The following is a 13,238-nucleotide window of genomic DNA, read 5'->3' as shown; positions in this document are numbered from 1 at the left end:
CGGAACGCGGCGATGATCGTCCCGTCCAGGATCGTCACCTTCCCTTGCCGTCCGGCCAAGGTCTGATCCAGCGTCGGCGCCCGTGCGGCCAGCAGCGCAACCGCCTCGGTGACGTACCGGTAGCTCGTGGGTGGTGACACCTCGAACGACACGGCCAACCGGGCCAGGCTGTCGCCGCAGCGCTGGTGGACCAGGACCAGCAGCGCCTGACGGGCGGGTGAGAGCTTGCGCCACCGGCACCCGGTCTGCATACGGTGCTCGGCCAGAAGCCCGGTAAGGAACTCGAGGTGGGGCCTCGACAGGCCGGGGATCAGGGCGCGGTAGGTTAGCAACTGAAGCTCCTGCTGGTACTGGTGCGTGTGGTAACCCCAGTCCTATCAGGAGCTTCGCAAACTCGTGGACATCCTCACACCGGGTTGATCAACCCGAGACATCCACGGTCGTCAGGTTGAAATGACCTCAGTGTGAGCCATCCTTCCGAGTCATTGTTCACGGTGATGGCAGCCATGCCTCACCGTAGCGCGGCATGAACGGCTGGCTTCCTCCCGTGCGCGCCCTACCCGCTGACCTGGTTCTTCAACGGACACTAAGGATCTTGTGCGGAATAGTTCACGGTGCACGAGAGCCGTTCGGGGCCTGTCACCAGGTGATGGCACGGTCGGAGACGAGGGCGGTGACATCGACAACAGTCTACGCGAACGGTTCGCGTCGTCCGGTGTAGCGCTTCAGGCCTCGCCACCACGTCAGTTCGGCGAGGGCGCGCTCGACGGCTATCCGCCGCTTCGGTTGCTGCTTGCGCATGTTCTCGTAGGCAGCCGGTAGCCATGATGGGGCGGATGGAGTACAACGCTTCGCTCGAGCAACCACGATCAGAACAATTCGCCGTCATGAAGATCTACTGATTTCACTGACGCCGTTTCGCCTTCGGCCCGATCAGAACCAGCCCTGGCGCGGTCATTCAGAGCCAACGGGAACAGCTCAGACCGTGTCACATCCCTGCCGCATACGTGATGCGTGTCCCTCACGGGGACCGCGGAGCTACCCGGCCAGCGCAGGCGGAAACGCCGGCCGTGGCAGCGCCGTGGTTCCCGGCCGGGCCGAGGCCAGTAACGGCACGGGGACAGCCGTCGGCCGCACGAATGCCGCCAAGATCCCTGCCCCGACTGTGAGCACTCCCAGGACGACGTTCGGTGGCGGAAGGGTCGCGTCAGCGACGGCCGCGACAGCCACCGCCGTCGTGGGCACCAGCGCGACGAACAGTCCTGCCTTGTCGGCGCCGAGGCGGCTCACACCGTGGAACCACGCCAGGAACGCACCTGCCGTCAGCACTATCCCCAGGAAGACGATCACCGTGGCTTCGCTTCGGCTCGGCAGCCTCCAGACCTGAGCCTCACCGGTGAGCACCGCGAAGGCTGCAAGAATGGGCACTGCCAGCGCGCAACTGTAGGCAGCGACCCGCAGCGGACCCAGCCGCGGTGTGAGCCGCGCCGCCAGCAGCGTGAAGACGACATCGCAGAACAGGGCACACACGGCGGCCGCCATTCCGGCGCCACCGGCCGCGCCGGGCCCGTGCATGACGACCGTCCCGGCGACCACGACGGCAGCCGCGGCCAGCGCGCTGCGGGTCGGCATCCGGCCCGCCAACAGCGCAGACGCAACGGCCAGCGCCAGCGGGACGCAGCCCACGACCGCGGCCACCACCGCGGCGTCGGCGTGGCGCAACGCGGTCATCAGAGCCAGGTTGAATCCGGCCAGGCCGACAGCCGCCATGGTGGCCAGCAGCATCCACTCGCGCCCCGAGACCTTCACCGCCGGCGGAGGCCGAAGCGCGAGCAGCCCGAGCATGACGACGGCGCCCAGTGCATAGCGAGCCGCCTGCGCCAAGGCGGTCGGGTATCCGGTGAGTGCACCGCTGACGGGGACGGACGCGCCGAGCACGACCATCGCCAGCGCGCACCACAACGCTCCGGTCGGGCCGGCCTGGGCGCCCCACCGCCAGCGGCCGCCCACAGCCGCGCTCCTATCGGACATGGCATTCCTCCAGAGTTCGGCGAATGTATAGCGACCACTGGCAGGTACAGCGATCCGTTGATTGGCCGGAAGGGACGCAACCTCGACTCATGCGAGGTCAGCGGCCTGAGGTGCGCCTCGATGGCGAGCCCCGTTGCAAGTCAACCGAGCGACGCCTAGCATCTGCTGACTACTGCTATACATACTTTCGTGATCAATTTGGCGGTGCGATGGCGAAGACCACCGACGGAGACGGCTCACGGGTGCACATGCGGCGCATCAACCTGCCGCGCAGCCCCGAGCCGCAGGTGAGCATCGACGGTTCGGTGATGCCGGGTGAAGCCGAACCGCTGGCCCATGTGCCAGGGCGAGGCCCCGTCACGAAGGCCGAGGTGCTGGCCAACATGCGCCGGCGGCAGCGGATCAAGAACAGCAAGCTGCCGGCCGACCGGCAGCAGGCCCTGCCGGACAACCTTCCTGACATCCAGGGCGACAAGGAGGCTGTCGGGCTGCGGCTGCCCGTGCTGCTGATCGAGTACATCAACTTGATCGCGCTGCTGGAGAATCTGCCGATGGTGGCGGTCGTCGAGGCTGCGCTGATGGATAAGGCGCTGCGAGCGCCACGGCAGCCCGAGCAGGCCAAGGAGAACTACTTCGACCTGCAGGAGGCGCTGATGAGCGACTCCCGGCCCCAGCACTCCCCCGGGCGGGGCGTTGACCTGCATCTGCTGCGTCCGAGGGTGGTCGAACTGCTGGCCGCCATCGACGAGATGGGCGGGCAGCCGCGACAGGGCTGAGTGGCCCAACGGCCGGCGGCCGATCGCAAACCCGCAATCCGGCCTGCAGGCCGGTGCGCAGACCACCATGGCCGCATTCATCGTGCGTCGCTCCCGTCAGGTTCGGCGCTGGCGGGCGAGAGGTCCATTCGCAGGCAGGCGGCCGCAGCTGCAGCGCCGGCGATGACGCAGCCGGCCCACAGCAACGTGCCACCGCCCAGGTGCAGCAGGAGCAAGGCTGTGACCGGTGCGGCCAGCGCCGCCACGCCCATGGTGGCGCCCCAGACCCCGAAGTACGCACCCCGCATGTCGGACGGGGCGAGGCCTGCCACCACGGCCGGCGCGATCGCCAGAAACACGACCTCGCCGGCCACCCACAGCGGCGTCGTCGCGACGAACCAGCCGACCGAGTCGCCCACAGCGGTCAGCGGCAGACCGGCGCCGACTGCCGCGATACCGGCTGCGCAGGCCTTCGCGGCCGGAAGCGTCGCGATGAAACGCTGCAGCAGAAGTTGGGCGATGACGACGGCGGCGGGATCGGCGGCGAGGACGATCCCGTACCACACAGGCGGGATGCCGGCCTCGTCCATCACGACGGGCAGGGTCACCATCGACTGCGCATGCACGGTGAGAAACACCAGCGTGACTGCGGTGAACCCGACCATGCGCCGGTCTGCCAGGACCGAACGCCAGGCGCCGCGCCCGCGACCGACGACCGGTCGCGGCGGCTCGGCGACAACGGCGGCGACAACGGCGGCGAAGGCCAGGTTGAGCAAGGCGTTGAGGACGAACAGCAGGCGGAAGTCATGCTGGGCGAGCAGTCCGCCGATCACGCAGCTCGCGGCCCTGCTCAGGTTCATGATCCAGTACAGCAGCGCCAGAGCCGGTGCTCGGGACTGCGCGTCGACGATGTCGGCCAGCAGCGCCTGCACGGCGGGCCGGGCCAGGTCGAAGGCGAACCCGGCTGCGGCCGCGGCCGCGCACAGGCTCAGGAGGGTGGGTGCGGCGCCGAGAAGCAGGAACGCCCCGGCGGACAGGACGTTGGCGATGATGATGGTGTACTTGCGGCCGACACGGTCGGCCATCGACCCTCCGGCCAACACGCCGAAGGTCCAGCCCGCGCCGAACGCGGTCATCACCACGGCGGTCTGGCCGGCGGTGAGGTCGCGGTCGTTGGCCAGCCAGTAGGCGGCGAACGGGACGACGACGAACCCCAGCCGTGACGCGCCGAGCCCGGCGAGTAGTCGCCGGCCGTTGCCTGGTATCTGCCCGAAGCGGGAGGTCCACCACCCTGGGGCTGCGGGCGGGGTGACGGCGGCCGCGGTCATGCCGTCTCCCGCATGGTGAGGGCGTACAGGTCGGGCACGGCGGCGATGGCGTCTCGCATCGCGGCGACGTCGGCGGTGTGCAGGTAGGCGATGCCGGCCAGCCCGGCCCACAGGCCGGTGCTGGTCGGCCCGCCGCGCATCCCGGGCCGTGCCGCGACGGTGGCGTCGATGACCGCGGGATGGCGGCGTACGGCGTCTGGATCGGCGCAGGACTGCACGGTCCCGGCGGGCACTGCGGTGCCTGCCCAGCCGAAGACCCCCGGCACGTCGGCCAGGGTGGTCGTGACGGGCCGACCCGCGGCGACCTGCACCATCAGCGCGGGCACGTCGATGCGGTGGGCGTGGCCGATGGTCTGCTGGATGCCTCCGCCGCCGACGCGGGCGGCGATCTCGCCCAGCAGCCAGCGCCCGTCAGCAGCGTGGAACACCTCGGCGTGGGTGAATCCGTTCCGCATTCCCAGGGTCTGCGCCGCGGCGGCGGCGAGCGCGACAACCTTGCTGCCGTCGGCCGACTGCGGGTCGATCAGCCATGACCCGAGGGTGGCGCCCATGCCGGTCAGCGGCGGGGTGTTGTACCGGCCCGGCAGGTGGTACTGGGCGACGCCGTCCTGCCACAGCGCGTCGGCGTGGTATTCGGCCACCACGTCGATGTACTCCTCGACGAGGAACGCGTTCTGGTCGGCCAGGCCCAGGTACGCCCGTTCGGTGGCGAACGCCGCGGTGGTCGCGGTGGCGGTGTCGAACACGTCTGCCGCGTCGAGGTCGCGCAGATGCTCGGGCGAGTCGATGACGTGGGTGTTGGTGGAGGCGAACCCGGCCAGCGGCTTGACGACCAGCGGCCAGCCGCCGACGACCCGGGCTGCGGCGGGGATCTGGTCGACGGCGGTGACGACCTGGTGGCGGGCCACGTCGATCCCGGCGGCGGACAGCCTACGCTTCATGATCGCCTTGTCGAGGAATCCCGCGGACTGGCGCAGCGACAGCCCGGGCAGGTCCAGCAGGTCCCGGACCAGGCCTGCGGCCATGATGGCGCCTTCCCAGCAGGTCTCCACCCGGTCGATACGGCCGCGCAGGTGCCGGGCCAGCTGCACGAGTTCGGTGTAGGACTGCCAGTCCGACACGGTCAGCAGCTCGTAGCCCGGATTGGTCTGCGCCCGGGCGAGCGCGTTGGGTTTGGTCAGGCACACGACCACGTCGTGGCCGGCGGCGTGCAGGCCGTCCTCCAGGACGGGATTGTGGTTGGACAGCACCAGCAAGGTCATCAGTTCACCTCATGCAAGATCGGACGGCAGGGCAGCCGGTTCGCGGCTGTGCGGCGGTTCTGTCGGGTGACGGGCAGCACGGCTCGCGGCGGTGCGTCGAGGGCCGGTCCGTCACCGGTGGTGATCGCCGGCCGCCGTTCTGCGGCCGGGCACCGGTCGTTCCCGAACTGGCGAGCGTCTTCGCAGGTCGAGCCCGGAGGGCCAGCGGTGCGGCCCGCCGGACGGCGGGCCGCAGGAAGATCTCAGTTCGGCAGCCGCAGGTGGCACAGCCAGCCGTGCCACGGCCCGCTGATCGGCTGGACGGGGAACCGTAGCGTCGATGCGGTCTGCGGACCGTAGACGCCATCAGTCTTGATCTTGTGATATCTCTGGGCTGCGACCAGCGCCGCCTTCGTCTTCGGACCGAATTGGCCGTCGACCTGCAGAGGAGCGAAGCCGAGCCTGACTGCGGCGAGCTCCCACGGATGCGGCCGGTTGCTGTAGCAGAGGTTGAGCGCCTCTTGCAGAACCCTCACCTTCCTGCCCGTCATGCCGTAGCTGAGGGTGCAGGCGGGGTTTGCGGCATCGCTGTTGATCCACGCCGCCGGCGTGTAGACCCAGTAGTCGAATGCCGTCGTCTCCCCCAGGCGCGCCAGGACCGCCGGATCGCCGTTGGGGTCGGTGTGGTTCCACAGCCAGTGGGTGTCGCACCTCGGCGTGGCGGCGTGTGCGACGGCCGGCGCGACCGGGATGGTGGCGAGGATCGCAGCCAGCGCGACGGCGGCCCGAGCCACGGGTCGGATCAGTTTTCTGTTGTTATGCAAGGCGATCTCCAGAAAGCCAGGGTTTGTGGGTGATGCTGTGCGATGCGGGCGGCTCGCCGGCTGACGGATCAGCTGCCGGCGGTGTCGCGGGTCGGAATGAGTAGGGCTTCGGTGCGGCGGATTCGTATCACTGGTGGCCGCACCATGACGCAGCAGTGCGGTAGATGTGGTGCTTGATCGGCGCCGCGGTCTCGGGGCCGCAAACACCGTCGCTGCCGCTCATACGCTCGGCGCGCTGCGCAGCGCCCGCGGCGTTGTACGTCCCGGACCGTAGACACCGTCCCCGGTCAGGCGTTGGCCGTAGCAGATGTTGAGGCCGCCCTGAAGCTGCTTCACCCGGCACCGGTCGCGCCGACCGGCATCGCGCATAACACGGTGCTGTTGGACGACCCGGGGGCCGGTACTCGCAGCGTTCCGACCTGCAGCGGCGTAGTTGCAGCGCGGCGTCGACGCCGCTGCCGCCGGCGCGGTGGCGGTGATCAGCGTTGCCGCCGTGACCACCGCAGCCACCGCGCCGGCGCCGGTCCGGCGCAGGAAACGTCGACTGACCTCGCATGTCGCGGGGCCGTCTGCCGAACCTGTGCCGAGCCGGTGCTCGGGCGGCTTGAGGATCACTCACCGGTACCTCCTTCGAAGGAGACGAGTACTCCAATGCGGACTCGTTTGTATAGCAAAATCCTTCCACCAGTCGCAAGCAGCCGACCGAAATGGCAACACAACAAGGTATGTATCCAGCAGCATTCCATGAGGCTCCGCAGTATCGTGGCCGGTTTGTATTGCACATCAGGACGGCCGATCGGAGGTGAGCGGGACCACGAGCCGACTCACCGGCCCGCTGGCATCACAGTCGAGCGGACCCCGATTCGATCAGCCACACCCCGGCCGGCCCCGAAAGGTCCCACTCCCGAGCGCTCGGGACGCAACCCAACACAACGACGAACCTCGATGATTTTTCGAAACTCCCGCTTTCTTCCGTAGATCACCGTGGCCGCCGAAGATGACATTGGCTTGTTCATCCGGAATCGGAGGCCGCACCCGCGGCAGCTGACGAGTTCGGCGTCCACGGCGTCGCCGCCGCGCCGCGTGACGGTCAACTCGCCGCCTACGACAGGTGGACAGGCTGGTCCAGCTGTAACCCCCAGGGGTGCCATGCCGGACCGTGGCCATGCGACGAGGCGAAAGCAGGCGGGACACCGGGAAGATGCATGAAGACGAGAAACCAGAGGTCGGCGACCGAGGCACCCGCGACCGACCGCAGCCGCCCAGCAGCACGGCCCGCAGTCGACGCCCCAGGCGGCGGCGACGAGTTCACCAGCAGACGATCAATGCACCTTACGTCCTGGCCAGACTCCCTGGAACCGCTGGTCGTCGCCTATCTCAGCCACGACACCGACGTCACCGTCGTGACAACCTGGGGCATGACCGCCTGGAGCGCAGCAGAAGACATCGTGGCTGTTCCCGAGCTCGCCGAAATCGAACTCGAGCTCAGTGACTCCACGGCGTCTCTGGTCGCGTCGGGCACTCTGTGGGCGCAGGCTCCACGGCCGCCAGACTGGCAACCCGGGCCCCGATGCATCCTTGCCGTCACCGGCACGATGGCCCGGCCGTCAGCCGACCCCCTGGCCGACTTCGCCGCCGCCCGCGAACAAGGAGTCGCCTACCTCGGTGACCTCCGCGTCCGCAGGGTGATCAGCCAAGAGGCGGAGGCAGATGCCCCCAACTGATCGGCCGCCCGCCGTGGGGCAGGATCGCGAAAAGCTGCACACCCGGGTTCGCAGTCAACTGCATCGAGATGTGGTGAACACCGACACCCTCCGGCCGGCCGGGAATTCGCAACCTGCGCACCGCATGTCCAGGATGCACCCGGACCTGGGGCGCGGCATCCCAGCCAGCCCGCAGATCGGGGCTCGCCGACAGCACCGCGGAGAGCACATCCCGGATGCGCTCGTCGCCGGGGCGCTCCGCCAGCGAAGCTCGCAACTGCGCCACCGCCGGCCCCGCCCAGTCGTCACGCCAGTTGATCAGTTGCTCCCGAGCGGCGTCAGATGCGCAGACCCAGCGCAGGAAGTTGCGCGGCACGCTCTCCACCATGTGACGCAACCAGGCGCCGGTCGCGTCATTGTGGGCCAGCACGTCGCCCGCAGGCGTCATGCACCAAGCCGGTGTGCGGACCTCGTCGAGCATCTGCCGCGTCGCGACGTCAACCTCGGGCAGTGCCGTCAGTGCTCGAGGCGCCGGCTCCCGGCCGACCGCCAAGCGATACAGAACGATGCGCTCGTGGAAGTTAAGCCTCAGCACCGCCGCCACACCGTCGAGGAACTCCTCGGAATAGCCGGGATCACGCTGCCCTCGTTCCAACATGCCGTACCAGACCGACGAGTAGCCCACCAGTTCCGCAACCTCAGCCTGGGTGACCCGCTGCCGGGCGCCGTAACGAGTACTCAGCCCCATCGACCTACGGTCCAGGCGGCGACGCCACGCACGTGTGAGATTGGCGAGTTCTGCTGCCGGCTCAGGCAACTTGACCCGCGCACCTGGTCCAGGCGTCACCGAATCTTCCCATCGACAAGCGGTACGGGAACCACACAGCTGGTGACACGCCGTACCGCTACGATCCATAGAGTGGCCCGCCGAGCTGCACTCGGCGGGCCACTACCGCCAGCCATCCTGGGGAGGTCGCTGGCGACCTATATGAACATATCTCGATACCGAGGCCTTCGCACATCGACCCGACGCGCTGCGGCAGGGTGATCGTCACCGGCGGAGCCGCAACGACGTCACCCAGCTCGCCCCAGCGCCCAGAACCATCTCACCGATCCACGCCGGGCCAGACGTCCCGCCGCAGACCATGGCGGGTAGTTGGCGACCACGGCTTTGACCACGACAGCCGTCGCCCCAGCAGACCGTTCACACCAGGCTCCGTTAGACTTTGCGTGTGTCCACAGAAGTGCTTGCCGCAGCCAAGCGGCGTAGTGACGCTTTGGTCGCCAAAGATGTTCAGATCTTGGTGGCCATCATGCATCCCGATTGCCTTTACATCAATTCGCAGGGCACCGTGTTGAGCCGTGACGAGTACATTGACACGTACGTGCGATCTGATGAGGTGCGCTGGAGCAGTCAGACTTTACTTGAGCCGCGCTTCGCATCCACTGGCGAGGCTGTGGTCTTGACCTGCCTGGTCCAGGATGTCGGCGCCTTCTTCGGCCAGCCCCTGGACGCCGAGTTCCGCAGCACGTCCACCTGGATTCCAACCGTAGATGGATGGCGATGCCTTGGCATTCACACCTCTCAAATCGGTTGACTAATGCCAGCGATCCATAATCGCCAGCGATCAGCTCCTCGCCGGCTGGCGGCATAGTCACGGCGACTGCAGGCGAATGTGCGGGTACGATTCGGGGCGTTTCCAGCCCCTCGTAGGGCCCGTTGTCGGTCCGGTTCGTTGGCGGCGTGAGGTCGACGAACACGCTAGCTCCGCCCGGCGGGTGCGGTACGCCGACCGCTTTGAGTGACTAATGCTCGGTGCGCAATGGGCGACGTCGCACGATGACCCGCCGGACGATTCGCTGGTTTCCCAGGGTAGACCGTAAGAGGGCGGGTAGCGCTGGTGGTTCCGGAAGCGGGAGCGGCGCTGCCGCGATAGCAGGCGTCACGAGGGTGTCGCGGCAGCGCCGAGGCGGCGGTGACGGGGCCGCCGCTGGGCTGCTATCTGCGGTCGTCGTGGTCAGCAGGCCGAAACACTGGGAGCCGTTCTGCTACCACCAGCAAGTGGGCGTGCCATCGATTAGTACTCCAGCGGCATGTAGCGCTTATCCACTGGTAGCGGGTCCGTGGCGGCGATGCTCCTATGTTGTCAAGCCGGCAGCGATGCGAAGTCGGCGAGCAAGGTCGAGTGGATCTCGCGGACGACGTAGCGCTTGAGGCATCGCATTATCTCCTTCTTGGTGAGTCCTTCCTTGGTGCGGCGTTGCACGTAGTCGCGGGTGCGCTGGTCGTGGCGCAGTCGGGTCAGGACGATGGTGTAGAGGGCTTTGTTGGCGGCGCGGTCGCCGCCGCGGTTGAGGCGGTGGCGGTCTGTGCGCCCGCTGCTTGCGGGCAGGGGTGCTGCGGCGGTGAGGTGGGCGAACGCGGCTTCGCTGCGTAGCCGTTCGGGATTGTCGCCGGCGGTGATCATGAGCTGGGCTGCAGAGTCGGGGCCCACGCCGACCAGGGCCATGGTGTGGGGGGCGATTTGTGGGACGAGGGCGGTCATCCGCTGGTCGGCGAGGGTGATCTCGTCGGTGAGGTATCGGATGCGGTCGGCCAGGATCTGTATTGCGACGATGGTCGCCGCGGCGGGATCGGCCAGTTCAGCATCGTCGACCGTGAGCTGATTACAAGCGTGCAGCAGCCTGGCGCCGCGGACCTTGCGGAGGCGTTCCCGCAGTGGTTCGGGAGCGGTGGTGACCAGGCCGTGCAGCTGGTTCAGGGCGGCTGTGCGGGACTTGACCGCGCTGGCGCGGGCGACCCGCAGCACTCGGATCGCCTCGACCGGCCCTGTGCGCGTCTTGGGGATGCCGGCTGCTCGGCCTGACAGCACCGCCTGCGCGGCGGCTATGGCATCGATGGGGTCGGACTTGCCCTTGCTGCGGCGAGTCTTGCGGTCCGGGCGGTCGACCTCGATGACCTCGACGTTCTGGCGTGTCAGATAGCGGGCCAGGCCAGCACCGTAGCTACCGGTGCCTTCAACGCCGACCTGGCCGAGTCGGCCGAAGCTGCGTAGCCATGTGAGCAGTCGGCAGTAGCCGTCGGCCGTCGCCGGAAACGATTGATCTTGCAGAACCCGGCCGGCCGCGTCGAGTGCCGCCGCGTGGTGGGTGTCCTTGTGAGTATCGACTCCCCCGGTGATGTGGGCCTTTCGCCTTGTCATGATGAATTGCGTCCCTTCGCTCGTCTCGAACGGGTTGGCACGCACCGCGCGGACGAGTGGACAAAACAGTGATGGGTGCCTCTGCACAGGCTCCTATGAGGTCACACCGTCCTGCCGGGTGACGTGCAAGTGGGGCGCCCGGGCCCGTCGACGAATCGCCGAGAGGACAGCACCGTCGGTTTGTAGTCGGGTCAGACGAACCCGGGCGCCCCACAAACACTCTCACTGTTTGTAGTGGCTGCGTCTGGCGATGGATTGATGCCGTCGTCGCCATCGTGACCATGCCGCGGCCAGCGCCGCAGGCGCCGTGGTGCGTATGGCCGTGTTGATGAGACGTCGGGTCTCGGCGAGGCTCAGGTCGACCAGGTCGGCGCTGCTGCTGACGAGCCGTTGGGCGATGGTGACGACGGTCAGCACGGCCAGAGCGATCATGGCCAGGAGCGTGAACCGGTGCCAGGCCAGCCAGCCCCGGCACTGGTACTGGTCGAGCCCGACCTGGCCTTTCGCGGTCTGAAACGCTTCCTCCACCGACCATCTGCTGCCGGCGACGGCGACGAGGCGGGCCAGCGGGACCGGCACCGACGTCCAGCACAGGTAGTAGGCCAGTTGCCCGTCGCTGCCGCGGCGCACGAGCAGGCTGTGTCGGCCTTCGTCCTGGCCGAGGATCGTGACCCAGGCCCAGTCGTAGAGGCGATGGCCCTTGACGCCCGGCCCGGCCGAGCGGGTCTGCCATGCCTGCTCGGGCAGCAGCGCGGCGACGCGGTCGACGCGTTCGCGCTGCGCCGCCGTGGTGTTGACGAGGGTGTTGCAGGCCACGGCCAGAACGTAGGCCATGCCGCGTTCACGCAGCCCGGCGCGTAGCACCGGGTCCAGGCCGTAGGCCTCGTCGGCGGTGAACCACCCGGCCGGGACCGCGGCCGCCACGGCCGCGTCGATCATCGCCAGGGCCAGCTCTGGCTTGGTCGCGAACAGCGCCTCGTCCGGGACCCCGGCCGCCTCGCAGCGGCGTTCATCGTCGGACCATGCGCGGGGCAGGTACAAGCGGCGGTCGATCAGCGCCCGCCCGCGCGGGGAGACGTACGCCAGGAACACCCCGATCTGGCTGTTCTCCACCCGACCTGCGGTTCCGGAGTACTGCCGCTGGACACCGACCGAATGCGTGCCCTTCTTCAAGTAGCCCGTCTCGTCGGCCACGAGGATCCCGTCGCGGTGGCCCAGGTGCTCGACCACGAAGTCACGCAGGTCCCCGGCGACGGCGTCGGTGTCCCACACCGCGGTGCGCAGCAGGCGCTGCATCCGGTCTGGGCCGGTGTGGCCGGCGTGCTCGGCCAGCCACCAGCCGTTCTTGCGTTCGATCGGCGCCAGCAGCCCCAACAGCAGCTCACGCACCGTGCGGCGAGGCTCCGAGCGCGCGAACCGGCTACCGATCCGTTCCAGCACACCCTCGAACACCTGCCACCACCCGGCGGCATCTACGCTATGGCAAGCGGCCACCGCGACATGACTCGTACTGTCCACAACGGACGATGATCTCGCGGTGGCCGCCTCGCGCTTCGCGCCGGTCCCACGGCCTCACGATCCCACATCAGGGCAGGTCAGACCGCTTCAGCCATGTGCCGCTGGAGTATTAGCCTCGCTCTTTCACGAGCGTCGGGCTGCATAGTAGATCTTGAAAGCGAAAGTGCCTCTCATCTGGAACGATAGGACTTGTCTAGGGTCCAGAACCGTTGCAGGAGAGGCACTTTCCGCGTGCAGACTACCTTGTCGCGTCCCAAGCTCGTCGTCACGGCCGACGGCCGTGGCGTTGTCGGGCGTGCCGGCACCCGGCTGCTGGCCGACGTCGCCGACGCCACGGGCCTGACCAGCGGCTTCGGTGACGCCCTCGCCGTCGCTGGACGGCGTTCGGGCGGACACGACCCGGGCCGGGTCGCCCTCGACCTGGCGGTGACGATCGCCGACGGCGGCAAGGCCATCACCGACCTGGGCGTGCTGCGCGCCCAGCCAGAACTGTTCGGGCCGGTCGCCTCGGACCCGACGGGATGGCGCGCCCTGGAACTGATCGACGCCGCGGCGCTGGGCAGGCTGCGGGCCGCGCGGGCCGTCGCCCGTGAGCTCGCCTGGGCGCAACTGTGCGAGACCCGAGGCGGCCTGCC

At 68.5% G+C, this 13,238-nt stretch carries 12 protein-coding genes and 1 pseudogene; 4 read left to right on the top strand and 9 right to left on the bottom strand.

Translation table 11 applies throughout. From position 1 onward, the window contains the following. Together AB0J67_RS34635 and AB0J67_RS34630 are read right to left on the bottom strand one after the other, a co-directional pair. Window positions 1-332, bottom strand: a 332-nt coding sequence (locus tag AB0J67_RS34635; RefSeq protein ID WP_363488877.1) for a transposase family protein, incomplete at its 3' end; no start/stop codon positions are given. 706 nt (window positions 333-1,038) lie between these two features. Then, window positions 1,039-2,010, bottom strand: coding sequence for a DMT family transporter (locus AB0J67_RS34630; protein WP_363488875.1), 972 nt, complete (start codon window positions 2,008-2,010; stop codon window positions 1,039-1,041). Between the two features lie 230 nt (window positions 2,011-2,240). Here AB0J67_RS34630 and AB0J67_RS34625 point away from each other — a divergent pair, with 230 nt between their 5' ends. Beyond that, on the top strand, window positions 2,241-2,807 hold the full coding sequence (locus tag AB0J67_RS34625) for a hypothetical protein (RefSeq protein ID WP_363488873.1): 567 nt from the start codon (window positions 2,241-2,243) through the stop codon (window positions 2,805-2,807). A gap of 77 nt (window positions 2,808-2,884) precedes the next feature. On the opposite strand, the gene AB0J67_RS34620 is transcribed toward AB0J67_RS34625, so the two are convergent. The 4 genes from AB0J67_RS34620 to AB0J67_RS34605 form a co-directional block, all read right to left on the bottom strand. Beyond that, window positions 2,885-4,114: an MFS transporter gene (locus AB0J67_RS34620; RefSeq protein WP_363488872.1), complete on the bottom strand. Its 1,230-nt coding sequence runs from the start codon at window positions 4,112-4,114 to the stop codon at window positions 2,885-2,887. Further along, on the bottom strand, window positions 4,111-5,376 hold the full coding sequence (locus AB0J67_RS34615; RefSeq protein WP_363488870.1) for an ATP-grasp domain-containing protein: 1,266 nt from the start codon (window positions 5,374-5,376) through the stop codon (window positions 4,111-4,113). The genes AB0J67_RS34620 and AB0J67_RS34615 overlap by 4 nt, the downstream gene beginning before the upstream one ends. A 242-nt stretch (window positions 5,377-5,618) precedes the next feature. Further along, window positions 5,619-6,179, bottom strand: coding sequence for a peptidoglycan-binding domain-containing protein (locus tag AB0J67_RS34610; RefSeq protein WP_363488868.1), 561 nt, complete (start codon window positions 6,177-6,179; stop codon window positions 5,619-5,621). A 219-nt stretch (window positions 6,180-6,398) separates the two neighbouring features. Beyond that, window positions 6,399-6,794: a hypothetical protein gene (locus AB0J67_RS34605; RefSeq protein WP_363488866.1), complete on the bottom strand. Its 396-nt coding sequence runs from the start codon at window positions 6,792-6,794 to the stop codon at window positions 6,399-6,401. Window positions 6,795-7,384: 590 nt separating this feature from the next. On the opposite strand from AB0J67_RS34605, the gene AB0J67_RS34600 reads away from it, so the two are divergent. Then, entirely contained in the window at window positions 7,385-7,903 is a 519-nt protein-coding gene (locus tag AB0J67_RS34600; protein ID WP_363488864.1) for a hypothetical protein, read from the top strand. On the opposite strand, the gene AB0J67_RS34595 is transcribed toward AB0J67_RS34600, so the two are convergent. Continuing rightward, window positions 7,869-8,630 (bottom strand): hypothetical protein, encoded by a 762-nt coding sequence (locus AB0J67_RS34595; protein WP_363488862.1) that lies wholly within the window; start codon window positions 8,628-8,630, stop codon window positions 7,869-7,871. The two genes, AB0J67_RS34600 and AB0J67_RS34595, sit on opposite strands and share 35 nt — an antisense overlap. 484 nt (window positions 8,631-9,114) lie before the next feature. On the opposite strand from AB0J67_RS34595, the gene AB0J67_RS34590 reads away from it, so the two are divergent. Beyond that, complete coding sequence (locus AB0J67_RS34590) at window positions 9,115-9,480, top strand: nuclear transport factor 2 family protein (RefSeq protein WP_363488860.1); 366 nt, start codon at window positions 9,115-9,117, stop codon at window positions 9,478-9,480. A 549-nt stretch (window positions 9,481-10,029) separates the two neighbouring features. Here the strand turns inward: AB0J67_RS34590 and AB0J67_RS34585 are convergent. Together AB0J67_RS34585 and AB0J67_RS34580 are read right to left on the bottom strand one after the other, a co-directional pair. After that, the gene (locus AB0J67_RS34585) at window positions 10,030-11,130 is read right to left on the bottom strand and encodes an IS110 family transposase (RefSeq protein ID WP_363488858.1); all 1,101 of its coding nucleotides are present in this window, start codon (window positions 11,128-11,130) and stop codon (window positions 10,030-10,032) included. 177 nt (window positions 11,131-11,307) lie between these two features. Next, on the bottom strand, window positions 11,308-12,537 hold the full coding sequence (locus AB0J67_RS34580) for an IS701 family transposase (RefSeq protein WP_363488856.1): 1,230 nt from the start codon (window positions 12,535-12,537) through the stop codon (window positions 11,308-11,310). A 255-nt stretch (window positions 12,538-12,792) separates the two neighbouring features. Between AB0J67_RS34580 and AB0J67_RS34575 the strand changes: the two are divergent. Continuing rightward, window positions 12,793-13,238, top strand: a pseudogene (locus AB0J67_RS34575) (IS1380 family transposase); the annotation flags it as partial.

This window comes from Catellatospora sp. NPDC049609 (assembly GCF_040675365.1).
Taxonomy (GTDB): Bacteria; Actinomycetota; Actinomycetes; order Mycobacteriales; family Micromonosporaceae; genus Catellatospora.
Note: the sequence above shows the minus strand (reverse complement) of the source record. Positions and strands in the feature narration are given on the sequence as shown.